A 23,506-nucleotide genomic window follows, 5' to 3' on the forward strand; every position below is an offset into this window, starting at 1 on the left:
GCATTCTCACCAAGATACTTGCTGAGGGTGTTTGGCACTCAGTTCAACGAACTGATTATAGTCTAACAACACGATATTGGATGAAATTTGAGCACTCAAACCTCGAGCAATAACATCGACATTCAGCGCATATAGGGATGTGGAGGCAGAAATGAGTTTTTCAAGGGCATGGGTATTTGCTAGCCCACACAGAACACCATCCTGCAGAAGCACGATAGCGTCATTATTGCCCACAATAGCACAAAGAGTTGTCAGATCTGCTGAGGTTGGAGACTTTGTCAGCGTATGTAACATGTAAAGTATCACCAAAGCCTAAAAGGTTAGCACAACATCGCGTTGTTCAAGGTTTTGTCGAATCTGTGCCGCAGTTCGCAGTTGAACGTCGATAATCCACTGTTCATTGTCATGTAAACCTCTTTCATGCAGCGACTCAGAACAGATATAGACGTCTTCAATATCGTAAAGCGGCATCACGCCAAAAGTTGAAACATAGTCTCGACAAAGAATTTCAGCCGGTTTTTGATTGGGCAAAAGTTGAAAAACGCCATCCCCAACAAAAAACACCTGAATATCCTCGCAGAAGGCAGAAGCAGCTAATAATGCATCCAGCCCTTCACGCCCAGCGCTTGATGTATGCGGAGGCTGAGTAAAAATAAAAGCTAAACGTTTCATCCCATCCCCTTAGAATTGCATGATGCGATCGCAGGTCAGTGCAGCTTCAGCCAGTGAGCCTAGCCCACTTAAGACAAAACCATCCTGCAAATTGGCAGCAGGCAAGCCTAGCTGTACGGCTTCGTCTTTTGAAACTACGCCGCGGCGCAGCGCTGCCGCGACACACACATTTAGCACTACACCATGCTCCCGCGCTAATTTCTGCCACGCACGAACAAGATCGAATTCATCACTCGCCGGGGATGTCAGCTGATTAGCATTGCTCACGCCCTCTCGGTAGAAGAATACGCTAACCAATTGATGTTCGCTGGCCACCAGTGCCTGAGCAAATTGGTAGGCGCTACTCGCCGCCTGCGTGCCATAAGCTGGGCCTGTCACAAACAAGGAGTAGCTCAGCATTAGCGATCGCTGCCCTGCAGGTCGCCACTTTTGAACTGGCGAATATACAGATACACCGTGTGCTTAGAGATATTCAGCCGATCGGCAACCTGATTAATAGCGTCTTTAATATCAAAAATGCCCTTTTCATGCAGATTCAGCACAATTTGGCGATTCTTCGCATTGTTCGATACCGAACGGTCGGCATTCACTTCTTCGATCGTAAACTCCAACGTCTGCGCCACTAAGTCGTCTACGGAAGAGGCAAAGTTCACTGATGAAGCAACGTCTTGCGAAGCCTTAGGGATGAAGGTCTCCATGATCTGTGAGAAAGGCACATCGAGATTCATGTTGATACATAGCAAACCAATAACACGCTGCTCTTTGTTACGAATAGCAATCGTGACGGACTTCATCAACACGCCGCTTTTTGCACGTGTGAAGTACGCTTTTGACACGCTGCTATCTTCACCGGCCATATCGTGCAGCATGCGCAGGGCTAAATCGGTAATCGGCGAACCAATCTTTCGCCCCGTATGCTCGCCGTTAGCAATGCGTACCGCTGAACATTTCAAGTCCTCAAGCGAATGCAAAACGATTTCGCAATGAGAACCAATGAGCATAGCAAGACCATCAACAACGGCTTCATATGATTTCAAAATTTCATGATCGGTCTGGCTGAACGGACGCTCATCCAGTAAATCGAGCTCACTGGTGTCACCAGGCATAAGCGTATTGGACATTGAAGACAACCCCCACGGAGGATTTAGCTACGCATCCGTCGATGGATGCAGATTCAAGAAAACGTGCTAGTTAGCAAATAAAGTTTAGCAAAGCTGCCCTATTAAAATCCTTGAGGCCAGCGGGGTAAAAGTTTTTTTTACCTTCAAACGATAAAAAACAAAAAAGCCGTGGAATATTCCACGGCTTTTTTTAAACATTCAAGTTAATTACTTGCCTGCTTTCGCTGCGTCAGCTTTTGCTGGAGCTTCAACTTTCGCGTCAGCTTTTGGTGCAGCTTTAACATCCAGCAGTTCTACATCAAATACCAGCGTAGAGTTTGCAGGGATGCCTGGGACGCCAGTTTTGCCATATGCCAATTCTGGTGGGATGACCAGCTTGATTTTGCCGCCTTTTTTGATGTGTTTCAGGCCTTCGGTCCAGCCAGGGATAACACCATCAAGGCGGAAAGACAATGGCTCACCACGGCTGTATGAGTTATCAAACTCAGTACCATCGGTCAGCGTACCTTTGTAGTTAACCACTACGGTATCGCTGTCTTTTGGCTCAGCACCGGTACCTTCTTTATCAACTTGATACATCAGGCCGGTTTTGGTGGTTTTAACATTTTTCTCTTTAGCGAACGCATCACGGAATTTTTTACCCGCATCTGCGTTAGCTTTTGCATCTTGTTCCATCTTAGCCTGTGCAGATGCTTTTACGCGTGCTTCAAAGCCCTGCAGAGTGCCTTCGATTTCTTGGTCGGTCAGCTTGCTTTTACCTGCGAAAGCATCTTGAACGCCGGAAATCAGCTGGTCTTTATCCAACTTGATACCCAGTTTTTCCTGCTCTTTCAGGGAGTTTTCCATATAACGTCCCAGAGAAGCACCTAATGCGTATGCTGCCTGCTGATCGTCATTCTTGAATTTGCTGTTAGTTGCTGTCGGCGCAGCATCTGCAGCTTTAGCTGCGTCAGCGGCGAACGCTGATGCATTCAGAGCCAGAGCCATTGTGGTTGCCAGCACAGTAACTTTAAAAAAAGATTTCATCCATTTCTCCAAACTTTAAGGCAAATTACCTTAAATAACGATGAGCTAAATGTAGTTGGCTACTATAGCGGTCTGTTGACGCATAAAACAATCACTAAGCGTGCCAGTCTGATAAATTCAGACTACAACATGCTCAAAAAGTTTCACTCGCTTAGCCAATCAACAAGCGTAACGCGCAATTCGCCTGCTTTATGGGTAAAATAGCGATTATGAGGTGAAATTTCACCTATGAAATTGTGAACAGAAACTACACCGTTTTCAGAGGAAAGATTATGCAACCATCGGCTTGGGATCGCGAAGAGCTTGAATCTCGATTTGAAATGCTCGAAAGCCGACTGGCTTTTCAGGAAATAACGATTGAGGAGCTCAACCAAACGGTTATTGCCCTTCAGCTAGAAATGAATAAATACCGCGAACAAATGCATTTACTGGTGGATAAGCTTAAAGCAGCTCAGCCGTCGATGATGGCTCACCCATCAGAAGAAACACCGCCTCCCCACTATTGAGCGATGATGCAACAACAAAAAAGCGGCCAAGGCCGCTTTTTTCATTCTGCTTATCAATCACAGAATTAATGACAGCCGCAACCACCGTTGCCTTTGCCATTACCACCACAGCATCCGCCTTCTTCACCATGGTCGTGACCGTGTTCGTGGCCATGACCACCACAGCAGCCTTCGCCGTGTTCGTGGTGATGATCGTGCTCGCCGTGTACGTGACCATGCTCCAGCTCTTCAGCTGTTGCTTCACGGATTGCGATAACTTCAACGTGGAAGTTCAGGTTCTGGCCAGCCAGCATGTGGTTACCATCAACAACAACATGGTCGTCGTCAACTTCGGTAATTTCTACTGGAACTGGACCCTGATCGGTTTCAGCCAAGAAACGCATGCCAACCTGCAGTTCGTCAACGCCCATGAAAACGTCTTTAGGAACGCGCTGAACCAGATTTTCATCGTAGTTGCCGTAAGCGTCATTGGCGCCCACGTGAACGTCAAAGCTATCGCCTTCAGCGTGACCTTCCAGAGCTGTTTCCAGCCCAGAAATCAGGGAGCCATGTCCGTGCAGATAATCCAACGGTGCACTCACCGGAGATTCATCAACTAAAACACCGTCTTCTGTACGTACCTGATAGGCCAAGCTGACCACCAGGTCTTTTGCTACTTTCATGATATCTCCTAGCGTTGGAAACTAAATTGGCGCAGATTGTAGCGGAATTTTGCGCCACTGTACCCACAAGGATAAAAAATCCCTCGCTGAAACGCCACCCTTGCCGCTTATTCTGGCTTAAAAATACCGATCATTTGGTTGTTATGCTGTACATGGTCGCTGACATCCGCCTCTGGCTGGCTGAGCTGATGTCCACACTTAACACATTCAGCATGCTCAATATTATTCTCTCGCCACACCACCAACGTATCCTGCGCCTTACAGACGGGGCAGGTTGCTCCTGCAATAAATCTCTTTTTCATTTTGTTACCTTATTCGTAGACCTTTTCACAGGTCTTCTTCGTCCCAGTCATTCATCTGCCGCCGCTCATGCTGCATCTCACGCTGGAAAATGTCCTCCAGCTCGCGCCTAGCCTCTTTGACACGCGAAATCTGCGTCACGTCGCCCTGATGATGGGGCATCAACTCACGCAGCATGCGCATATCCAAACGACGGAAATGCTGCTGTGCCCGATGCGCCTGATGAGGATGCATACCCAGTTCCATCAACGCCTTGCGGCCTAGCTCCAGCGCACTAGAAAACGTTTCACGGCTAAATTGATTCACACCAGCCATCAACAATTCATGCGCTTCAACGCGGCCACGCGCACGCGCCAGAATTTTTAAATGTGGGAAATGCTGCTGGCACAAATGCACCACGGCGAGGGTATCTTCTGGCTCATTACAGGTCACAACAATCGCCTCCGCCTTTTCAGCCCCAGCTGCGCGCAGCAGTTCAAGCTCGGTGGCATCACCGTAATAAACTTTATACCCATAACGACGCATCATACTGACGGCACTCACATCACGTTCCAAAACCGTGATCCGCATTTTGTTGGCCATCAGCAGGCGCCCAATAACCTGACCAAAACGCCCGAAGCCAACGATAATCACCTGAGGATCGTCATCCTCTACAAACGGAGCTTCCTCGTCCTCGTCCGGCGGGTTGTAGCGTTTCTCCAAAATACGATCGACCAGCTGCATTAACAGCGGCGTAGTCACCATTGAAAGCGTAACAATCACCAGCAGCAGCGCCATTTGATCGCCCTGCAATAGTTTTTGTGTACTGGCCGCAGAGAACAGCACAAAGGCAAACTCCCCTCCTTGACTCAGCACCGCGGCAAACTGCATACGCACCGAACGGCGAATTCCGGCAATGCGAGCGAGCAGGTATAACACACCGCCTTTTACCGCGACTAAGATAGCGACGCCAGCCAATACCTCTGGCAAATGGGTGTATAGAATGCCCAAATTCAGCGCCATACCTACGGAGATGAAAAACAGCCCCAGCAGTAGGCCCTTAAACGGTTCAATCGCAATTTCTAGCTCATGCTGGAACTCACTCTCGGCCAGGAGTACGCCCGCGATAAACGTCCCCATCGCCATCGAAACGCCCAATGCATCCATGAACATGGCTGAGCCAAGCACCACTAACAATGCGGCGGCGGTGAAAATCTCACGCACGCCGGTTGCTGCGATATAGCGGAAAATGGGCCGCAGTAAGAAACGCCCACCAATCAGCATGCCCAACAAAGCACCCACTTTGATGGCAATAAATGTCCAATCAGTATCTTTGTTGCTGGAGCCAACTAAAACAGGAATTAACGCCAGCGCAGGAATAACGGCCATATCTTGAAACAGCAATACCGAGAAGCCGAGCTGACCGCCTTCGTTGCGGTTCATGCCCTTCTCTCGCATCGTCTGCAAAGCCATCGCGGTGGAAGACATCGCCAACCCAATTCCGCCAATAACTGCAGCCTGCCATGAAAAATCTGTTAACAGCAATAAACCACTAAGAATGGCAGCGGTAAGCAAAACCTGCCCAGCTCCGACACCAAAAATGGAGCGTCGAAGCGACCACAGCTTGCTAGGATTAAGCTCTAATCCAATGATAAAAAGCAGGAATACAACACCCAGCTCCGAAAAATGCAGGATCTCATCCACGTCACGAATGAACCCTAACCCCCACGGACCAATCGCGATACCCGCTATCAAAAAGCCAAGCACGGTACCAATACCAATCCGCCGCGCAATCGGCACTGCCACGACGGCTGCAAATAAGAACAGCAGTATCGCTGGTAAGAGTGAGCCTTCTTCGGTCATAAACTGCCGCCTCCAGCCAAAGGTGATTCCAGCCATTGCCCGTAGGCCTTGGCATGCGTTTGCAAAACGTCAGGCTTGAGTCGGCGAGCCCAGTAGACCACCATCGGCGTCATCCAATGCATATGGCACATGGCTGCCGTGAGCTCAAATGGACGCAAAACTTCATCCATAGTGTAACGGTTGTAGCCGCCCATTTGATAAGCACCTTCAGGCTCACCGGTTGTGACGACGCTGCGCCAATATTTTCCCCGCAGAGCATTACCACCAACGCCGCTGGCAAAACCGCGCGACAACACGCGATCCAGCCACTCTTTCAACAAGGCGGGACAGCTATAGGTATAAAGGGGGTGTTGAAAAACAATGATTTGATGTTCACGCAGCAGTTTCTGCTCATGATGAATATCAATAAAAAAATCAGGATAGTGCGCGTAGAGATCGTGCACAGTGACATGTTCCAACTGCTGTGCCGGCTGCAGTAAAACTCGGTTTGCAACCGAGTCCTGTGATTCCGGATGGGCATACAGCAGCAATACTTTCGGTGGCTGCGACATCTATTCCCCTCCCCAAAGCGTCGTCATCGGTGAGCATTTCAGCTACCATGCAGCGCTAAGATTAAAATTAATAGTATGCGTGTTCTGAAAACTTATTATTGTTCACGCAAAAACAACCGTAATTTAACACATTTCTAATAGACGGCGCTTTATGATTGTTTTCTCATCGCTACAAATTCGACGCGGTACCCGCGTTCTGCTAGACAATGCCAGTGCAACGGTTAACCCCGGCCAGAAAGTGGGTCTGGTGGGTAAAAATGGCTGTGGGAAATCAACGCTGCTGTCGCTGTTAAAAGGTGAAATAAGTGCCGATGCCGGCAGTTTCAACTTTCCTGGTAACTGGGCGCTGGCGTGGGTCAACCAAGAAACTCCAGCGCTCAACGTGCCCGCTTTAGAGTATGTACTCGACGGTGACCGCGAATTCCGCCAGCTAGAGTCTGAACTCAACGACGCAAACGAACGCAACGACGGCAACGCCATCGCATTAGTGCATGGAAAACTGGACGCCATCCAAGCGTGGACAATCCGCTCTCGCGCTTCCAGCCTGCTACACGGTTTAGGCTTTAGCCAAAGCCAACTCGAAGAACCGGTAAAATCCTTCTCCGGTGGCTGGCGTATGCGCCTTAACCTTGCTCAAGCGCTGATTTGCCGCTCCGATTTACTGCTTCTCGATGAGCCTACCAACCACCTCGACTTAGATGCGGTGATTTGGCTAGAACGTTGGCTGAAAAGCTATACCGGCACCTTGATCCTTATCTCCCATGACCGTGATTTTCTCGATCCGATCGTGGACAAAATCTTGCATATCGAACAAGAGCAAATGTTCGAATACACCGGCAACTATTCTTCATTCGAGCAACAGCGCGCCACTAAACTTTCGCAACAGCAATCTATGTATGAAAGCCAGCAACAGCGCGTCGCGCATCTGCAAAGCTACATCGATCGCTTCAAAGCCAAGGCCTCTAAAGCTAAGCAGGCACAAAGCCGCGTGAAAATGCTAGAACGAATGGAGCTCATTGCACCAGCTCATGTCGACAATCCATTCCACTTCAGCTTCCGCGAACCAGAGAGCCTGCCTAATCCATTGCTGCGCATGGAAAAAGTGAGCGCCGGCTACGGTGACAAAACTATTCTGGATTCCATCAAGCTGAATCTGGTTCCCGGTTCTCGCATTGGCCTGCTAGGCCGCAACGGCGCAGGTAAATCCACGCTAATCAAGCTGCTGGCCGGTGAATTAGCGCCGCAAAAAGGCGAAATCGGTTTAGCCAAAGGCGTGAAGTTAGGCTACTTCGCTCAGCATCAGTTGGAGTATTTACGCTCAGATGAATCGCCGTTGCAGCATCTTACCCGCTTCGCCCCACGCGAAACGGAACAGCAACTGCGTGACTACCTAGGTGGTTTTGGTTTCCGCGGCGATAAAGTCACCGAGCACACCGCACGTTTTTCCGGCGGCGAAAAAGCGCGTCTGGTATTAGCACTGGTCGTATGGCAGCGCCCTAATCTATTACTGCTCGATGAACCGACTAACCATCTCGATTTAGACATGCGTCAAGCGCTGACCGAAGCCCTCATCGACTTCGAAGGCGCGTTGGTGGTGGTTTCCCATGACCGTCACTTACTACGTTCAACGACCGACGATCTGTACTTGGTACACGATGGTCAAGTTGAGCCATTTGCTGGCGATCTGGAAGATTATCAACAGTGGATGATTGACCTACAACGTCAACAGGCACAGCAAGACTCCAATAAGAGCGAAGGCGAAACTAGCGGAAACAGCGCTCAGGCGCGCAAAGATCAAAAGCGCCGTGCCGCCGAATTCCGCACTCAGACTCAGCCGATCCGTAAGCACATCATGAAGATGGAGCTGCAAATGGAAAAACTGAGCACGCAGTTAGCCGTACTCGAAGAAAAGTTGGCTGATAGCGAACTGTATGACATCAGCCGCAAAGCGGAGCTGACTGAATGCCTACAGCAGCAGAATCAAACCAAAGCCGCGCTAGAAGAAGCTGAGATGGAATGGTTAGATGGGCAGGAAAAGCTGGAAGTCATGACCAAAGCCTTTGAGGCTGAAAGCGAATAAGCCTCGCAAAGAGGCTGTAATCGATTGCCAGCGATGAAATATTCGCTGGAATCCACTTCGCATAATCTCACAAACCCACTGTTAAGCCCCCGAAAGCGCATTTACTCTGCGCTTGGGTGCTTAGGACTGTCTGTCTTAAGCATAGAGTGGTATGGCAGATAGGAAAAAGCCCCACCTGATATTAAATCATCAAGGTGAGGCCAACCCTCATACCCAACAGTGTGAGGTTAGCCTCTTCCCCGTTGCAAAACAAGGAAAAGGAAAACCCAAAAATGCCACAAAAAACTGTTATTTGGTGTCTATTGATCGTCTGTATAACTCTATTGGCGTTCATTGGGATCACACATGGATACCTGTGTGAAATACACATCAAAAACGGTAATAAAGAGGTTGCCGCCGTTTTAGCCTACGCATCTAAACGGTAAGCGACCTTACGTCGAGGTATTCCGCAAGGAATACCTCGTTCGTTGGCTGCTCTCTGTTGTGTATCAGTCTCTAAGCACCCTTCGTTTCACCGCGATAAAACGGCTTATCACCCAGAATAGTCGCTCGATGCATAATTCGGCGCTGAGGCAAATAGTCTGCATTGGCATAATGCTGCGTCACGCGGTTATCCCAAATCGCGATATCGTCCTGCTGCCAACGCCAGCGAACTTGAAATTCAGGCTTAGTCGTATGACGGAAAAGGAACTGTAACAGCGCATCGCCTTCTTGCTGAGGAATGCCCACCAGACGCGTGGTAAATCCTTCGTTCACGAATAGCGCCTGACGCCCACTCACAGGATGCGTTCGCACCACCGGATGCAACAGCGGCGGATGCTGACGTTTTGCCTGCTGCCAGCGCTGGTGCTCCTCTTCCGAGCGCAGATGCTTATATTCAGGGAACGACTTTTCAAAATCATGCTCGGCTTGCAGGCCGCTCAATAATGCCTTGAGCTGAGGTGAAAGCGCCTCGAAGGCGGCAATGCCGCTCGACCACAGCGTATCGCCACCGACTTCTGGCAGGCGTTTAGCGGCTAAAATCGCGCCCATTGGTGGATTCTCGATAAAAGTCACGTCGGTGTGCCAGTTATCGTTATCTGGAGGATTATCGTTATGCGTGTCGAGCTCAATAATTTCTTCCACGCCAACCGCATGAGGATAAACCGGATGTATATGCAAATCACCAAAACGTGATGCCAGCTCACGTTGCAGCAACGGTGTGATAGCCTGCCCGCGCGCAAATAATACCTGATGCTTTAGCAGTGCGTGATAGAGCTGTTCAAACTGTGAATCACTCAGCGGGCGGGTGAGGTCTATATTGCTAACGACGGCACCAATGGCAGGGCTTAAAGGTTGAATAGCGAGGCGTTCATTCATTTTTTCACTCCATGCCACGGGGTTAAGCGGCGCTGCAAGGCTCTCAGGCCCAATTCCAATGCAAAAGCAATCAACGCAATAACGCTAATGCCAGCGATAACAACATCCGTAGCTAAAAACTCACCAGCGGACTGAATCATAAATCCTAAACCGCGCGTCGCGGCAATCAGCTCTGCGGCCACCAGCGTAGACCAACCTACGCCGAGCCCGATGCGCAGGCCTGTTAAAATTTCAGGTAAGGCATTGGGAAGCACCACATACCACAACACCTGCCAGCGATTTGCCCCCAGCGCTTGAGCCGCACGCACACGAACTTGCTCTACGCTCCGCACACCTGCGGCAGCGGCCAGTGTAACAGGCGCAAAAATCGCGAGATAAATCAGCAATATTTTGGATGTTTCACCAATGCCAAACCAGATAACCATCAACGGAAGATAGGCCAGCGGCGGCACCGGACGATAGATTTCAATAATAGGGTCCAAAATACCGCGTACGGTGGGATTGAGCCCCATCGCAATTCCCACAGGAACCCCAATAACCACGGCGGCAAGCAGCGCGACCAGAATACGCCCCAAGCTAGCAGCTAAATGTTGCCCCAACGTCGCATCCATAAAGCCCTGCGTGCTGATGCTCACCAGTTGCTTAAGTACCTGCTGAGGTGCGGGCAGAAACAGCGGGCTAATAAGCTGCATCGCGGTTACAGCCCACCAGACCAATAAAATGGTCAGCAGCGTGAGTGCGCTGATGATCACGTTTGATGGGATAGCTCTTTTCTTCTGGTATATGGCTGCTTTGTGCGTGTTCTCAGCGGTATTACCTTTCAGCGTGGAATGAAGACTCATGACCAAACTCCTTGCGCATGCGGTGTCCGCTGCTCGAAGACGCGGCCAAGCACATATTCGCGACGTTCAATAAACGCGGGATCGGATTTAATCGCTCGGCATGGCTCACCATCGGCATAGCGCTGGCCAAAATTCAGCGCCAAGCGTTCAACAATGCGCCCCGGCCCCGGCGACAACAGGATAAGTTCAGAGGCCAAAAACACCGCTTCTTCAATATCATGAGTAATCAACAAAATCTGTTTACCCGTTTTACGCCAAACGCCCAGCAGCAACTCTTGCATTTGCTCACGCGTGAACGCGTCGAGTGCGCCGAAAGGTTCATCCAATAACAACAGCTGTGGGTTCGCCGCCAAAGCACGGGCGATGCCTACTCGCTGGCGCATTCCGCCCGATAGCTGCCAGATAAAGTGCCGTTCATAGCCTTCTAGCCCAACCAAGCGCAGCATCCGGAGCGCAATAGCGTCTCGCTCATCGCGCGCCACGCCTTGTAACTGCAAACCAAACACTACGTTGGCTAAAACATTTCGCCACGGCAGCAGGCCTTCATTTTGAAATACCACCCCGCGCTCCGCACTTGGTCCTGTGACCTCACGACCAGACAGCGTTATCGAACCCGAATCTGGCTGGCTAAACCCCGCCACCAGATTCAACAACGTGGTTTTTCCACACCCAGACGGCCCGAGCACCACCACCAGTTGTCCACTCGCAATTTGTAATGAGACGTCTTCCAGAACAGATTTTCCATCATAGGAAGCACTGAGATGATTCACTGACAGCATGGGTAGCTCCTTATGACTGAGGTTCAGCCTGCACTTGCTTCACAAACTGGTTATTCACAAAGCTGCGGTAATCTGCGGCCACCTGAGGAATTTTGCCCTGCTGCTGTAAAAATACGGCGGTATCATGAATGGCTTTATCTACCGGTTGGCCCAGCTCGTTAACCTGCTCGGCAACGGGCAGATAACGGTTTCCCTTCACCAATCCCGGAACCTGATCTTGCGGTACTCCGCTCAGCTTAGAGAGCTTGTCGACGTTCTGCCCGTCTTTTAGCCACTGATCGGGCGCGGCCAAATAGGCCTTTTGTGCCGCTAATGTCGTGCGCGCAAATGCGGTCACAACATCGGGATGCTGCTGTGCGAAGTCTTTACGTACGACCCATACATCCAGCGTTGGTGCGCCCCATTTGCCGACCTGTTCTGAGTCAGTTAACACGCTGCCGGTTTTCGCCAATTCGTTAACCGCTGGAGCCCATACATAAGCGCCATCGATATCACCACGCTGCCATGCCGCCGCAATCGCCGGTGGCTGAAGGTTTAGGATGGTGAGCTGATCGGGTTTGATCCCCCAATGCTTAAGCGCCGCAAGCAGGCTGTAATGGGTGGTAGACACGAAAGGAACCGCAATGCGCTTACCGATAAGATCCTGCGGAGATTTAATCTCTTTTTTCACCACCAGCGCTTCTGAGTTACCCAACTGAGAGGCCAGCAGAAAAACCTCAATCGGCAGTCCTTGGCTCACCGCCGCAGCCAGCGGGCTAGAGCCGATATTACCAATCTGCACGTCGCCAGAAGCTAAGGCTTTCACCACGCTTGAGCCGCTGTCGAACTTACGCCAATCCACCTTCGCGCCTGAGGCTTTGGCAAACGCATTATCTGCCTGTGCCACTTTGGCCGGTTCTGCGGAGGTTTGATACGCCACGGTCACATCAAGTGCATATGCACTTGTTGCGGCTAACGAGAGGGTGAGAAACGCAGCCACGCTACGTAAAGAAAAAGTTTTGTTCGTCATCATCTGCTCCGCTTATTTTTCTGTATCAGGAGCACAATGCCCTGCGTTGAACACAGTTTTAGCTGAGCACGATTTAGTTAAGAAGGAATAAAAAAGTATTCTTTATTCCAAATAGAGATAATTGCAGCTTACTGATCCGCTAACTATGGAAACCGTAGCAAGATAGGTCAGTAACTGAAGTAACCGAAAGGCGTTGTGATAAAGACCAAATAAATCTAGCTAAATGAGTACATGATCCGTAAAACATGTACTCATTAACCAACATTAAAGAGCTTCACACTTTTAAGTGTAATTTATTGTCCATAGTGGCTCATCACTTCACGAATGCGTGCTTCATTAACCGCATACCAAGGAGTAGATAGCGTTCTCATCTTAGAATCGTAGGTTGCACGATATTTCCCATTCGGGCAATATTCTGCGCCGCGAAATAAACCGACAACGCCAGCCGTTTGATCTGATGTTGGTATTGCCGTTTCAGGTTTGATCAGACTTGCCCATTTAATATATTTTCTTTGAGTTTCTAAGGTCACATTTGCCGCAGTTGGCTCATTGGCCGTATCACAATTACCGCCATCATCATCATATTCATCGGCAAGATTATAAGCGGAGTGAGCAAACTCATGCAGTGCAATTTCGATAGACTGATCATTAAGCGTTAAAGTCCCAATATGTGCATCGGTATAGCCTGCACCAGCATAATCATAGGTATTAGCTACAACTAATATCTGGTCATAGCCACCAACGCCTAATGCATTATCGGCTGCTGAAGTGGCGGCTGAGGTATCGACACAAAGCAAACGTTCGATACCAGAACAGCCCATTATAGTACCTAGGGCCGTATCATAGAAATCATAATAGTTTGTTATATTACTCACACCTGATTCATTACTGACCACATCGACACGAACAAATTTAAACTTATCTTTTAGTGAATTAATTAATGGATCGGACATAAAACCTTTAATAATGCCATCCGCATCACTCTTCCACTGTCCCATTTCATCTTGAGTATAGCCATCGCCCATTATGGCAATAGTCATAGGCTTCGATACTGCGCTATCTTTAGACGTAACAACTTGAGAATGGAGTTTTTTCTTTGAATCAGAAGAAGATGATAAGTTTTTAGCCACTTTTTCAATCTGCTGTCTCGTCACTTCAAAAGGCTTACTCTCTTTAAGCCCCCCTTTCTGAGCTGTTTTTTGAATATTTACTGGGTAAACATGTACTTTAGCGAGTGCATCAGAGAAGGGGATGATTGCACGTATTTCTGAATCATGGAAAGCAACATATTTTACCTGAGAAACCGTTTTCTTCTGTGGATCGAAGGTTTCGAAACGACGCAGAGAACCGTCCATAATAAAAGTCTGAGATAATACCTTCCCATTGCTATCTAATCCCTCAACTTCCCACCCTCTTTCATTTTTAATCAAACCAGAGGGCTGTGATAATGGCAATTTAAAATCGCCAACTTTTGCATTTTTAATGGCCAATTCATTTCCGCTGTCAGTGCTATTGTTTTTTATATTAATCCACAAGTTTTGTGAATAAGAAAAAGAACAAAAGAAAACTGAAAGGGCAACTGCCAATGTTTTCACCTTACGCATATATCCGCCTTTGCTACTATTGATATTTATTATTTATCCACATGAAAACTCATGCAAACATCTCATCAAGTTATAAAAACACGTCAATTAAATAACTCGAACATCCCCAACAAAAAAACTCTGGAGAACAACTTGAGGTTAAAATAATAAAAAAAGCAGACAAAGAAAAATACATTTAATAAACTTATAAAAACAAACCAATATTATTAAATACAATTAATAATATTGGTTATATCCCGCCCTACTATGCTGTGCAGAAAATAAATAAAAACCACTTAATTCCAAATTAACAGTACACAGGCCGCCGTCAGCAATCCCATAGAGATATTAAACGTAAACCAAGCCCGACGGCTGTTCAGCAAGCGGCCAATCACGGTGCCAAAACCCAGCCAAATAATACCGGATACTAAATTGACCAAAACCATCGCGATGCTGATCGCAATAATGGAATGATTATATTCAGAACCCGCAAGGCTGAAACTGGCTACGGCGCCTAATCCCATCAGCCATGCCTTGGGGTTTAAAAACTGAAGCAGCCAGCCTTGGTACCAGTTAACCGGTTTTTTGACTTTTACCGCGGTGGGGTCAAGTTTTTCATAGCTGGACGTCGCGATTTTCCAAGCGATGTACAGCAGATATAAGCTACCCAATATTTTTAGGGCGGTATGCAGCGTTGGATAAACCAGCAACAGGCTACCAACGCCAAACGCCACTAAAAGCAGCAGCGACTGCATTCCAAGCATAATACCCAACATCAACGGCACCGAACGCATAAAACCAAAGTTCGCCCCCGACGAGGTCAGCAGCATATTATTTGGCCCAGGCGTGATCGCCGCTACCCACAAAAACCCTAGCATTGAAAGAAATAGACCAAGTTCCATTTGTTGGGTACTCCCACCCTTTTATGTTTGTCGTGACCTTGAAGCTATCAGTGTGATATTAATCGCACAAGAACGATGACATGAAAATTAATCACATTATGAATAATCAATTCTCTCCTATGCGCGGGATAAGTAACCCGCACCTGCAAACTATTTTGCCAAGGCTGTTTCGGCGCAAGCCGTTACTGCAGCCACATTGGCAGCGCTTAGCCTTACCCGACGGCGACTTCATTGACTTAGCGTGGAGCGAGCCGCCAGAACAGGCGCAACATAAACCACGGGTGGTGTTGTTCCATGGTTTGGAAGGCAGTTTCTACAGCCCCTATGCACATGGTTTGCTGCATGCGTGGAAAGAAGCCGGATGGCTAGGCGTAGTAATGCATTTTCGGGGCTGCAGCGGAGAACCGAATAAAATGAGCCGTATCTACCATTCCGGTGAAACCGAAGATGCGCGCTTCTTTCTCAACTGGCTGCGCGAAACATACGGCGAGGCACCGACCGCCGCCGTGGGTATTTCACTCGGCGGAAACATGCTGGCTTACTATTTAGGGCAAGAAGGCGCAAATGCTACGCTCAATGCCGCCGTCATTGTTTCCGCTCCATTGATGCTAGAGCCCTGCTCATATCGGCTAGAACAAGGCTTTTCGCGCGTTTATCAAAGCTATCTATTAGGCCAGCTAAAACAGAACGCCCAGCGTAAGCTCGAGCGCTACCCAAACACCTTACCGCTGAACTTAAAAACGCTGAAAGGCTTAAAACGCATTCGCGATTTCGATGATGTGATCACCTCACGCATCCACGGATTCGATAACGCAACGGACTACTACCGTCGCTGTAGCGCCCTACCGCTCCTGCCAAAAATCACCGTGCCGCTGCTCATCATCCACGCGAAAGACGATCCGTTTATGACGCCGGAAGTGATCCCACAGCCGGAAGATTTACCGCCTAATATTGAATATCAGCTTACCGAATTTGGTGGACACGTTGGCTTCATCGGTGGCAGTTTTAGAAAACCTCAGATGTGGTTGGAACAACGCATCCCCTCTTGGTTAACCCCATTTTTGGAGAATACACAGTGATTATCCCTTGGGAGAATTTGGCCGCAGATACGCTGGATAGTTTGATCGAATCCTTCGTTTTACGCGAAGGCACGGACTATGGCATACATGAAAAATCATTGACGCAGAAGGTTGAAGATGTGCGCCGACAGCTAAAAAATGGTGAAGCCGTTTTAGTGTGGTCTGAGCTACATGAAACAGTCAATATCATGCCCAAAGGGCAATTCCGAGATGCACCTGAAGAGTATGAGTAACCTTTGCATATCCGTTGAATAAAACCAATATTAAGTAAAGACATCCAAATATTTTGACTGGTTTGATGTCAAAACAGACGCTTAAACAATCAGGAGAAGCATGGATGTCTCTACTCTCGCAACACACTTCGCAGCATAGCGCCGAACAAAAAATATCGCCTTCCAATGTACCGCTCAATACACGCATAGTGATTATTTTAGTGTGCCTCATACAAGGCGGCCTGCTCTATCTGTGCAACGATTTCAATACTCGTGAATGGATGTTAGCTCACCGCTCTGCACTGCTTTATGTGCAGGCACTATCATTATCTCTGCCCTTACTGTTCGTTTTGTCAGTTAATACACTACGCGACAAAACGCTCTGGAAAGCACTGCTTATCTACACCGTTATTTTTGCCGCCATGATAGCTTGGGTAAATTGGAACGATGTCGGTATCAGGGATTATGGAACCAACATACTAACGACATATTATTTTTCTCTTGCCGCGATTATATTTGTCACCCTGCCATGGCTGCAGGTGCGAATCGAGAACCCTAACTCGCCAACCCACTACCCTGATTTGCACGACTCTATTTGGAAAAATACCATCACCGTAGTATTAACCCTGCTTATTGCGGGATTAATGTGGGCAATTTTGTCGCTGGGTGCAGGCCTCTTCAAATTGATTGGGATTGATTTCTTTTACAATCTTTTCTTTAAACACCAAATATCCGCATATCTTGCCAATAGTGTAGTTCTTGCCATTGGCGTTCTCATCTGTCGAACTAACCCAAAGCTGATCATCACCGTTCGCAAACTACTCTCATTGATGGTTAAAGGTCTGCTTCCGCTATTATCTTTTTTCGCTCTGATTTTTATCTTCAGTCTACCTTTTACAGGGATAAACGCCTTAACCAAGCAGTGGTCGTCAGCAACTACGCTGCTTACCACCATGTCTCTTCTGTTGGCTCTGCTAGTTAATGCGGTACACCTCAGCGCCGACAATATCGAGAAGAAACCCTATCCAAAAGTCATTCGCTATATCATCAACGGTTCGCTGCTTGTTTTGCCCATCTACGCGATATTGTCCACGTACTATTTAGGTCTCAGGATCGTGCAATATGGCTGGACACCAGACCGACTATGGGCCGCTGTCGTTGTTGGGCTCTCGCTTTGTCTGAGCCTTGCCTACGCAGCCGCCGTATTACGCAAACACGCCCTCTGGCTTCACTCTCTGGGTAGCATCAACAAAAAGATGATGTGCCTAATCGCAGCGATTCTGATTCTTTGCAACTCGCCGATCATCGACCCATACCGCATTAGCGTAAATGATCAAATGCAGCGTTATGCCGCTGGAAAGACATCTCCGGATAAGCTGGATCTCGCCATGCTGCGTTTTGATACAGGTCGTAGGGGCAACAATGCGCTTCAGGCGCTACGTCATGATGCCAAATTCGTTAGCGATACTAGCCGAAAATTCAAGCTAGAAAAAATACTGATACAAACTAGTCGCTGGGGTTCTTACCGCGATGAGGACAAACAGAAACCCGCGATATTTACGGTGGAGCTCGCACGTAAAAATATACAGCTGGCGACAGGAGTCACATCTCCTGAATTAAGCTGGTGGGCGTCTTTATCAGAAAATACTTATCGGGGAGAGCGCATAGACGATTGCTATCTGCTTGCACATAGTTGCGTTTTGACAACGTTAGATCTCAATGCCGATGGAATACAAGAGCCAATCTTGTGTAGCTTCAGCGATCCTCAAGACCCATTCTGCCAAGTCTATGCCCAACGCGAGGGGAAATGGACCATGATTAGTAAAATGGACTTTGATGAGTATTTGGATAAAAACAAGCGCGATAGCACTAAGCTCAAAAGCATCATTTTGAATGGTCAGCTAAAAACAAAACCAAAAGAGTGGAGCGATATCCAGATTCAGGATACAACCATAGATATTAATTATTACGGTTTCAGATAAACCGTTTAGCCCCAACCACTGGAGTCGTGTTATCTATGTCAGCCAAACACCCGATTATTGCTGTGACCGGCTCCAGTGGGGCCGGCACCACCACCACCAGCGTTGCCTTTCGTAAAATCTTTCAGCAATTCCATCTGAAAGCCGCTGAATTAGAAGGCGATAGTTTTCATCGTTACACCCGGCCCGAAATGGACGCGGCTATTCGTAAGGCTCGCGAGCAAGGCCGCCACATCAGCTATTTCGGCCCCGAAGCCAATGATTTCTCTTTTCTAGAACAAAGCTTTCTTGAATACGGCCAGCATGGGCGCGGACGTTCCCGTAAATATCTGCATACCTACGATGAAGCAGTTCCCTACAATCAAGTTCCAGGCACGTTTACCCCATGGGAAGCACTGCCAGAACCCACCGATGTACTCTTTTACGAAGGGCTACACGGCGGCGTTGTCACCCAGCAGCACAATGTAGCTCAGCACGTCGATTTACTGGTAGGCGTAGTCCCTATCGTCAATCTGGAATGGATCCAAAAATTAGTACGAGACACCGGCGAACGCGGCCATTCACGTGAAGCCGTGATGGATTCGGTGGTACGTTCAATGGAAGATTACATCACTTACATCACACCGCAGTTCTCTCGCACCCATATTAACTTCCAGCGGGTGCCTACGGTCGATACTTCCAATCCTTTTGCTGCCAAAGCTATTCCTTCATCCGATGAAAGCTTTGTCGTGATCCATTTCCAAGGCTTAGACAACATTGATTTTCCCTATCTTCTGGCAATGCTGCAGGGCTCATTTATTTCACACATCAACACGTTGGTGGTTCCTGGTGGAAAAATGGGGCTGGCTATGGAGCTGATCATGACGCCGCTGGTGCAACGCCTGATCGAAGGGAAAAAAATCGAATAACCGCGCTGATTATTCTGTCATTAATAAATACTGAATAAAGCCCAGATGTAGCTTCAGGCCGATACGCATAGCGTCCTCATCTAATTTAAATTTTGGGTTGTGGACGCCATAAACCGCACCCAAATTTTCATTACCGCTGCCGATAAACAGAAAACAGCCTGGTACTTTTTCCAGATAAAAAGAGAAGTCTTCACCGCCAAACATCGGTGCAGGCATTTCAAGCACGGTCTCTTTGCCGAGCTGCTGTTCAATAACCTCACGCGCAATCCGACTCGCCTCAACGTCGTTATTACCGATGGTGTAGCCTCGCGTCCAGCGAATGTCATAATCCGCGCCGTGCGCCTGCGTAATTCCCGCAACGGTTTGCTCAACAAGCTGCGGCACCTTTTCACGCACGCTAGCCACATGAGTGCGCAAAGTCCCGGCCAAAGAAGCCGTTTGAGGGATCACGTTATAGCCCCCCTCAGATCTAAACGTCGCAACGGTTAATACTGGTGTCTGCAAAGGATCGATTTTACGCGCAACGATATTTTGCATCGCAGTAACCACCTCAGCACCAATAACCACCGGGTCAATGCACAGCTGCGGCATGGAGCCATGGCCACCTTTTCCTTTGATAGTGATATCAAAGTTGTCGCTGGATGCGCAAAATACGCCGGGCTTCCAGCCCACAACCCCTGTTGGGAAATTCGGCATGACGTGTAAACCAAAAATCATCTCCACGCCGTCTAAAACACCCAGCTTAATCAGCTCTTGGGCTCCACCGGGCGGAAGTTCTTCGGCGTGCTGGAATATAAACCGCACCTGACCACGCAGATAACGACGGCATTGTGCTAAAACGCTGACCGCCCCCATCAACATCGCCGCATGTGAATCATGGCCGCACGCGTGCATCACGCCAGCATGAGTTGATGCAAAAGGCTCTTCGCTCTCTTCCTGAATCGGTAATGCATCAATATCAGCACGTAACGCATAACGAGGCCCACTCAATGCCCCCACTAAATCAACAACCACGCTGTTATTGGTCGGGCGCGATATCGAAATGTCCTCTACGCTAGACAGCTCGTCGGCAATATAGTCGGCTGTTTTCTGCTCTTGGAAGGAGAGCTCGGGATGTGCATGGATATGGCGGCGCCAACGAATAACATCCGGCATGACAGATAACAACATGGCATCAAGTTCAAATTTCATCGTACATCTCCCCTACTACGCAGCTTCACGAACTGGACTATAGTTTTTACCTGCCAACGGCAGGATCACTAGCCCTGAGACAATCATGACCACAACCAGAAAAACAAAAGTAGAAAAATAGTCTGGACTCATCTTCACCAGATATCCCATAGCAATCGGAGCAATAAAGCCGCCCAAGGTACCACCGGTGTTAATAATCCCCATCGCGGCTCCCATGACATCAGTCGGTAAACGTTTCATCGGCAAAGTGAAAACGGTGACAAATGACGCCATGAGAAACACATAACCGAAGAATAAAAACAGACTGGCTGAAATAGCCGAAGACGTGGCGTAAACCAACCCAATACACACCGCGCTCAGCAACGAACACGTGCAAACCACTTTGTGCTCTTTTCCCTGCATGAATTTGCCAACAAAATAACCGGTGCACAAAGACGAAATCCATATCCCCAGTCCACCCGCCGCCGCGACTAAGCTAGATACGCTCAGCGGCAGCCCGCGGTTTTGCACCAAGAATTTAGGCAGCCATGCCATCAGGCCGTAAGAAGGTATGTTCAAACAAAAAATGGCGATAAACAGTAAAATTACGATAGGGCTCTTCAACAGTTGGCGATAAGACACGCTCGGCCTTGGGGTTGAAGATATTGACAACGCCCGCTGTGGGTTGGGAACCAACCACAAAATGCAGCCAGATATGATAAATGCCAAAACCCCGAGCGAAACAAAGGATCCACGCCAACCGATATGCTCAAGGCAATACACTGCCACTAACGGGCCTAACGTCATAGCTAGCCCTGCCGAAGACAGCAGAATAGACTGCGCAAAAGTACGCTGTTCTACGGCGAAATTCGCCGTTACCGCTTTCGCACAGGAGGTTGGGTAACCCGCATGCCCCATCCCCGCAAGAAAACGAAACGTCAGCAATAAACCAAAGGTGAGCCCCAACCAGCCAAAACACATGGCAAACCCACCCACCAGAAAAAGTGAGCTACACAAGACTTTTTTGAATCCAAAGCGATCGTTAAGCCAACCGGCCGGGATCTGAAAAATAGAGTAAGCGAGGAAAAAAATGCCGGTGATATAGCCTAATTGTTCAGGCTGGAGAGAAAACTCCCGCTCGATAGGCAACAGAGCAAACCCCACCACGGTTTTATCGATATAAACAACGGCGTAACCGATAAACAGTAAAAAAATCATCAATGAACGGCGCTGAAATTGCATAGCCAAACTCCTCGCTAAACGGCGTCAACCCTGACTGAGGCTCAAAGGTATAAGGGTGCTTATGTGATGTGCATAGCTTTTTTTTATTAACTGCGCGCCAGATGGCATTGATGAAAATATCGTCTTTACCCACACTGTGTAAGATGTCATTTTTTTGGGAGTGATGCTTTTTATTGATAGGGGAAGCGCGGTGAAATATCTGCCAAAGATCCAGCAGCTAAAAACGTTTCAGGAAGTGATTCGCCGTGGAAGTATTCGCGCAGCAGCGCGCGCGTTAAACCAGTCACAGCCGGCAATAAGCAGAGCAATTAAGGAATTGGAACATACGTTAAACACACAGCTTATCGTGCGCGGGGCCAAAGGAATGATGCTAACTGAAACAGGCAGCGCATTTGCGGCACGCTCGCAGCTTATTTTGGAGGAATTACAACGTGCGGCAGACGAAATTGAACAAATTAGCCAATATTCTCAAGGCTCTGTCTCCGTAGGTTTTTCTTCGCTAATTACCTTAACCGTGTTTCCCCAAGCGGCTGATACCTTTAAGTGTCAGTTTCCACAGGCCAACATACATGCCAAAGAGGCTCAGCTCTCGACGCTTCTACCGGCTTTACGTGAAGGCAAATTAGATTTCGCCATCGGCACATTAACCGCTGAAACGACGCCAATGGATCTCGTACGTGAGCCGCTGTTTGAATCGCCCTTTTGCATTATCGCCCACCGAGACAACCCATTTGCTCAGGCAAAATCGTTAGAAGAGTTGAAGCACGCAAAATGGTTGATACCCGAAACTGATATGGGCTACTACCAACAGCTAGAATTAGCGATGGGGAATTTTTACCTCCAGCTTAGCCAATCACCGATCCGAACCGACTCCGTGGTTTGCGCATTAAGCATGGTACAACAGGCACAATACCTTACCATCGTGGCTCGGGCGATGCGGGCGCCACTGGGGCTAGAGAATACACTCTGTTCATTGCCTATCGACGATCTACCCACCGCTCAGTATTGCGTGTTCTATTCACGAAAATCGCCGCTAACCTTAACAGCACGGCGATTCTTGGATTTATTGCGTTGGGAATGCCAGAACTATGCTTGGGAGTAGTCGTTACTCAACCACGATAGCCTCAAAGCTGTGGGTAATATTCACCGCTTGGCCTAACATCAGCGCTACCGAGCAATACTTTTCAGCAGATAATGCAACCGCACGTTCAACGGCTTTATCGGTCAGCCCTTTGCCGGTGACGATAAAATGCAGATTAATGTGAGTAAACAAACGAGGAGCTTCTTCGCGGCGCTCAGAGGTTAATTTCACTTCACAGTCGCGCACGTCCATTCGCCCTTTCTGCAAAATAGACACCACGTCAATCGCACTGCATCCGCCCGCAGACATGAGCACCATTTCCATTGGGCTTGGTGCTTTATCGCCAGCGTTTCCATCCATAAGGATCTGGTGTCCTGAAGCAGATTCACCCAGAAAAGTCATCCCTTCAACCCATTTCACTCGTGCCTGCATGTTTATCACCCCTTTGGTTAAATTTTGGCATCAGACTACGCTTTCTATGAAAAACAGGCAATCCGAGGCCTCACTTCTTGATGCTGAAGCGAGACAACACAAGACACCTGCACAAAGCTGTGCTACAAACTATGCCGAAATGGATCTTTATGGATTGAAACGGGTATAG

26 protein-coding genes are annotated in these 23,506 nt (G+C 48.5%); 8 read left to right on the forward strand and 18 right to left on the reverse strand.

From position 1 onward, the window contains the following. Window positions 1–6 precede the first annotated feature (6 nt). The 5 genes from tusB to fkpA all read right to left on the reverse strand — a co-directional run bounded on the left by tusB (window position 7) and on the right by fkpA (window position 2,819). A complete protein-coding gene (gene tusB, locus AB3Y96_RS20635; protein ID WP_367300101.1) occupies window positions 7–294 on the reverse strand; it encodes a sulfurtransferase complex subunit TusB in 288 nt (95 codons plus the stop codon). 18 nt (window positions 295–312) lie between these two features. Continuing rightward, on the reverse strand, window positions 313–672 hold the full coding sequence (gene tusC / locus AB3Y96_RS20640; protein WP_367300102.1) for a sulfurtransferase complex subunit TusC: 360 nt from the start codon (window positions 670–672) through the stop codon (window positions 313–315). A gap of 9 nt (window positions 673–681) precedes the next feature. Then, window positions 682–1,068 (reverse strand): sulfurtransferase complex subunit TusD, encoded by a 387-nt coding sequence (gene tusD, locus AB3Y96_RS20645; RefSeq protein WP_367300355.1) that lies wholly within the window; start codon window positions 1,066–1,068, stop codon window positions 682–684. Between the two features lie 2 nt (window positions 1,069–1,070). Further along, the gene (locus AB3Y96_RS20650; RefSeq protein WP_008815470.1) at window positions 1,071–1,793 is read right to left on the reverse strand and encodes a transcriptional regulator; all 723 of its coding nucleotides are present in this window, start codon (window positions 1,791–1,793) and stop codon (window positions 1,071–1,073) included. A gap of 207 nt (window positions 1,794–2,000) precedes the next feature. After that, complete coding sequence (gene fkpA, locus AB3Y96_RS20655) at window positions 2,001–2,819, reverse strand: FKBP-type peptidyl-prolyl cis-trans isomerase (protein ID WP_072309459.1); 819 nt, start codon at window positions 2,817–2,819, stop codon at window positions 2,001–2,003. A gap of 272 nt (window positions 2,820–3,091) precedes the next feature. Between fkpA and AB3Y96_RS20660 the strand changes: the two genes are divergently transcribed. After that, window positions 3,092–3,325 carry a SlyX family protein gene (locus AB3Y96_RS20660; protein WP_025799204.1) on the forward strand — a complete coding sequence of 78 codons (234 nt, stop codon included), beginning with the start codon at window positions 3,092–3,094 and terminating at the stop codon, window positions 3,323–3,325. Between the two features lie 65 nt (window positions 3,326–3,390). Here AB3Y96_RS20660 and slyD read toward each other — a convergent pair whose 3' ends face one another. The 4 genes from slyD to kefG form a co-directional block, all read right to left on the reverse strand. Next, the gene (slyD, locus tag AB3Y96_RS20665; protein WP_072309458.1) at window positions 3,391–3,987 is read right to left on the reverse strand and encodes a peptidylprolyl isomerase; all 597 of its coding nucleotides are present in this window, start codon (window positions 3,985–3,987) and stop codon (window positions 3,391–3,393) included. Between the two features lie 107 nt (window positions 3,988–4,094). Then, window positions 4,095–4,289 carry a YheV family putative zinc ribbon protein gene (locus tag AB3Y96_RS20670; RefSeq protein WP_072309457.1) on the reverse strand — a complete coding sequence of 65 codons (195 nt, stop codon included), beginning with the start codon at window positions 4,287–4,289 and terminating at the stop codon, window positions 4,095–4,097. Between the two features lie 25 nt (window positions 4,290–4,314). Further along, window positions 4,315–6,129: a glutathione-regulated potassium-efflux system protein KefB gene (kefB, locus tag AB3Y96_RS20675; RefSeq protein ID WP_072309456.1), complete on the reverse strand. Its 1,815-nt coding sequence runs from the start codon at window positions 6,127–6,129 to the stop codon at window positions 4,315–4,317. After that, window positions 6,126–6,680 (reverse strand): glutathione-regulated potassium-efflux system ancillary protein KefG, encoded by a 555-nt coding sequence (kefG, locus tag AB3Y96_RS20680; RefSeq protein ID WP_072309455.1) that lies wholly within the window; start codon window positions 6,678–6,680, stop codon window positions 6,126–6,128. The genes kefB and kefG overlap by 4 nt, the downstream gene beginning before the upstream one ends. Before the next feature lie 151 nt (window positions 6,681–6,831). Here kefG and AB3Y96_RS20685 point away from each other — a divergent pair, with 151 nt between their 5' ends. Both AB3Y96_RS20685 and AB3Y96_RS20690 read left to right on the forward strand, forming a co-directional pair. Further along, window positions 6,832–8,760, forward strand: a complete 1,929-nt coding sequence (locus AB3Y96_RS20685) for an ABC transporter ATP-binding protein (RefSeq protein ID WP_367300103.1) — start codon at window positions 6,832–6,834, stop codon at window positions 8,758–8,760. A 272-nt stretch (window positions 8,761–9,032) separates the two neighbouring features. Beyond that, entirely contained in the window at window positions 9,033–9,185 is a 153-nt protein-coding gene (locus tag AB3Y96_RS20690; protein ID WP_040046978.1) for a Hok/Gef family protein, read from the forward strand. Between the two features lie 70 nt (window positions 9,186–9,255). Here the strand turns inward: AB3Y96_RS20690 and tauD are convergent, their stop codons facing one another. The 6 genes from tauD to AB3Y96_RS20720 form a co-directional block, all read right to left on the reverse strand. Next, window positions 9,256–10,119 (reverse strand): taurine dioxygenase, encoded by an 864-nt coding sequence (tauD, locus tag AB3Y96_RS20695; RefSeq protein ID WP_367300104.1) that lies wholly within the window; start codon window positions 10,117–10,119, stop codon window positions 9,256–9,258. Further along, window positions 10,116–10,961: a taurine ABC transporter permease TauC gene (gene tauC / locus AB3Y96_RS20700; RefSeq protein WP_367300105.1), complete on the reverse strand. Its 846-nt coding sequence runs from the start codon at window positions 10,959–10,961 to the stop codon at window positions 10,116–10,118. Before tauC ends, tauD begins: the two co-directional genes overlap by 4 nt. Beyond that, complete coding sequence (gene tauB / locus AB3Y96_RS20705; RefSeq protein ID WP_367300106.1) at window positions 10,958–11,740, reverse strand: taurine ABC transporter ATP-binding subunit; 783 nt, start codon at window positions 11,738–11,740, stop codon at window positions 10,958–10,960. Before tauB ends, tauC begins: the two co-directional genes overlap by 4 nt. A gap of 10 nt (window positions 11,741–11,750) precedes the next feature. Next, the gene (tauA, locus tag AB3Y96_RS20710; RefSeq protein ID WP_072309450.1) at window positions 11,751–12,749 is read right to left on the reverse strand and encodes a taurine ABC transporter substrate-binding protein; all 999 of its coding nucleotides are present in this window, start codon (window positions 12,747–12,749) and stop codon (window positions 11,751–11,753) included. 293 nt (window positions 12,750–13,042) lie between these two features. Continuing rightward, window positions 13,043–14,353 (reverse strand): M64 family metallopeptidase, encoded by a 1,311-nt coding sequence (locus AB3Y96_RS20715; protein WP_367300107.1) that lies wholly within the window; start codon window positions 14,351–14,353, stop codon window positions 13,043–13,045. Window positions 14,354–14,628: 275 nt separating this feature from the next. Beyond that, window positions 14,629–15,234 carry a LysE family translocator gene (locus AB3Y96_RS20720; protein ID WP_072309449.1) on the reverse strand — a complete coding sequence of 202 codons (606 nt, stop codon included), beginning with the start codon at window positions 15,232–15,234 and terminating at the stop codon, window positions 14,629–14,631. 98 nt (window positions 15,235–15,332) lie between these two features. Here AB3Y96_RS20720 and AB3Y96_RS20725 point away from each other — a divergent pair, with 98 nt between their 5' ends. The 4 genes from AB3Y96_RS20725 to AB3Y96_RS20740 all read left to right on the forward strand — a co-directional run bounded on the left by AB3Y96_RS20725 (window position 15,333) and on the right by AB3Y96_RS20740 (window position 19,412). Next, complete coding sequence (locus AB3Y96_RS20725; protein ID WP_367300356.1) at window positions 15,333–16,313, forward strand: hydrolase; 981 nt, start codon at window positions 15,333–15,335, stop codon at window positions 16,311–16,313. Beyond that, entirely contained in the window at window positions 16,310–16,546 is a 237-nt protein-coding gene (locus tag AB3Y96_RS20730; protein ID WP_234618660.1) for a YheU family protein, read from the forward strand. Before AB3Y96_RS20725 ends, AB3Y96_RS20730 begins: the two co-directional genes overlap by 4 nt. Window positions 16,547–16,650: 104 nt before the next feature. After that, window positions 16,651–18,507, forward strand: a complete 1,857-nt coding sequence (locus tag AB3Y96_RS20735; protein WP_367300108.1) for a DUF4153 domain-containing protein — start codon at window positions 16,651–16,653, stop codon at window positions 18,505–18,507. Between the two features lie 35 nt (window positions 18,508–18,542). Beyond that, window positions 18,543–19,412: a phosphoribulokinase gene (locus AB3Y96_RS20740; RefSeq protein ID WP_025799235.1), complete on the forward strand. Its 870-nt coding sequence runs from the start codon at window positions 18,543–18,545 to the stop codon at window positions 19,410–19,412. A 9-nt stretch (window positions 19,413–19,421) separates the two neighbouring features. Here the strand turns inward: AB3Y96_RS20740 and AB3Y96_RS20745 are convergent, their stop codons facing one another. Both AB3Y96_RS20745 and AB3Y96_RS20750 read right to left on the reverse strand, forming a co-directional pair. Then, entirely contained in the window at window positions 19,422–20,603 is a 1,182-nt protein-coding gene (locus AB3Y96_RS20745; RefSeq protein WP_367300109.1) for an amidohydrolase, read from the reverse strand. Window positions 20,604–20,618: 15 nt separating this feature from the next. Then, window positions 20,619–21,824 (reverse strand): MFS transporter, encoded by a 1,206-nt coding sequence (locus tag AB3Y96_RS20750; RefSeq protein WP_367300110.1) that lies wholly within the window; start codon window positions 21,822–21,824, stop codon window positions 20,619–20,621. A gap of 190 nt (window positions 21,825–22,014) precedes the next feature. Here AB3Y96_RS20750 and AB3Y96_RS20755 point away from each other — a divergent pair, with 190 nt between their 5' ends. Then, window positions 22,015–22,926 (forward strand): LysR substrate-binding domain-containing protein, encoded by a 912-nt coding sequence (locus tag AB3Y96_RS20755; protein WP_072309445.1) that lies wholly within the window; start codon window positions 22,015–22,017, stop codon window positions 22,924–22,926. A 3-nt stretch (window positions 22,927–22,929) separates the two neighbouring features. Here AB3Y96_RS20755 and AB3Y96_RS20760 read toward each other — a convergent pair whose 3' ends face one another. Beyond that, a complete protein-coding gene (locus AB3Y96_RS20760; RefSeq protein WP_072309444.1) occupies window positions 22,930–23,337 on the reverse strand; it encodes an OsmC family protein in 408 nt (135 codons plus the stop codon). Window positions 23,338–23,506: the final 169 nt, after the last annotated feature.

The sequence above is a fragment of the Hafnia alvei genome (assembly GCF_964063325.1).
Taxonomy (GTDB): Bacteria; Pseudomonadota; Gammaproteobacteria; order Enterobacterales; family Enterobacteriaceae; genus Hafnia; species Hafnia alvei_B.

Excerpts from the sequence above, each read along its gene's own strand:
- tusB (WP_367300101.1), bottom strand. The coding sequence starts at position 294 with ATGTTACATACGCTGACAAAGTCTCCAACCTCAGCAGATCTGACAACT.
- tusC (WP_367300102.1), bottom strand. The coding sequence starts at position 672 with ATGAAACGTTTAGCTTTTATTTTTACTCAGCCTCCGCATACATCAAGC.
- AB3Y96_RS20650 (WP_008815470.1), bottom strand. The coding sequence starts at position 1,793 with ATGTCCAATACGCTTATGCCTGGTGACACCAGTGAGCTCGATTTACTG.
- fkpA (WP_072309459.1), bottom strand. The coding sequence starts at position 2,819 with ATGAAATCTTTTTTTAAAGTTACTGTGCTGGCAACCACAATGGCTCTG.
- AB3Y96_RS20660 (WP_025799204.1), top strand. The coding sequence starts at position 3,092 with ATGCAACCATCGGCTTGGGATCGCGAAGAGCTTGAATCTCGATTTGAA.
- slyD (WP_072309458.1), bottom strand. The coding sequence starts at position 3,987 with ATGAAAGTAGCAAAAGACCTGGTGGTCAGCTTGGCCTATCAGGTACGT.
- AB3Y96_RS20670 (WP_072309457.1), bottom strand. The coding sequence starts at position 4,289 with ATGAAAAAGAGATTTATTGCAGGAGCAACCTGCCCCGTCTGTAAGGCG.
- kefB (WP_072309456.1), bottom strand. The coding sequence starts at position 6,129 with ATGACCGAAGAAGGCTCACTCTTACCAGCGATACTGCTGTTCTTATTT.
- kefG (WP_072309455.1), bottom strand. The coding sequence starts at position 6,680 with ATGTCGCAGCCACCGAAAGTATTGCTGCTGTATGCCCATCCGGAATCA.
- AB3Y96_RS20685 (WP_367300103.1), top strand. The coding sequence starts at position 6,832 with ATGATTGTTTTCTCATCGCTACAAATTCGACGCGGTACCCGCGTTCTG.
- AB3Y96_RS20690 (WP_040046978.1), top strand. The coding sequence starts at position 9,033 with ATGCCACAAAAAACTGTTATTTGGTGTCTATTGATCGTCTGTATAACT.
- tauD (WP_367300104.1), bottom strand. The coding sequence starts at position 10,119 with ATGAATGAACGCCTCGCTATTCAACCTTTAAGCCCTGCCATTGGTGCC.
- tauC (WP_367300105.1), bottom strand. The coding sequence starts at position 10,961 with ATGAGTCTTCATTCCACGCTGAAAGGTAATACCGCTGAGAACACGCAC.
- tauB (WP_367300106.1), bottom strand. The coding sequence starts at position 11,740 with ATGCTGTCAGTGAATCATCTCAGTGCTTCCTATGATGGAAAATCTGTT.
- tauA (WP_072309450.1), bottom strand. The coding sequence starts at position 12,749 with ATGACGAACAAAACTTTTTCTTTACGTAGCGTGGCTGCGTTTCTCACC.
- AB3Y96_RS20715 (WP_367300107.1), bottom strand. The coding sequence starts at position 14,353 with ATGCGTAAGGTGAAAACATTGGCAGTTGCCCTTTCAGTTTTCTTTTGT.
- AB3Y96_RS20720 (WP_072309449.1), bottom strand. The coding sequence starts at position 15,234 with ATGGAACTTGGTCTATTTCTTTCAATGCTAGGGTTTTTGTGGGTAGCG.
- AB3Y96_RS20725 (WP_367300356.1), top strand. The coding sequence starts at position 15,333 with ATGAATAATCAATTCTCTCCTATGCGCGGGATAAGTAACCCGCACCTG.
- AB3Y96_RS20735 (WP_367300108.1), top strand. The coding sequence starts at position 16,651 with ATGTCTCTACTCTCGCAACACACTTCGCAGCATAGCGCCGAACAAAAA.
- AB3Y96_RS20740 (WP_025799235.1), top strand. The coding sequence starts at position 18,543 with ATGTCAGCCAAACACCCGATTATTGCTGTGACCGGCTCCAGTGGGGCC.
- AB3Y96_RS20745 (WP_367300109.1), bottom strand. The coding sequence starts at position 20,603 with ATGAAATTTGAACTTGATGCCATGTTGTTATCTGTCATGCCGGATGTT.
- AB3Y96_RS20750 (WP_367300110.1), bottom strand. The coding sequence starts at position 21,824 with ATGCAATTTCAGCGCCGTTCATTGATGATTTTTTTACTGTTTATCGGT.
- AB3Y96_RS20760 (WP_072309444.1), bottom strand. The coding sequence starts at position 23,337 with ATGCAGGCACGAGTGAAATGGGTTGAAGGGATGACTTTTCTGGGTGAA.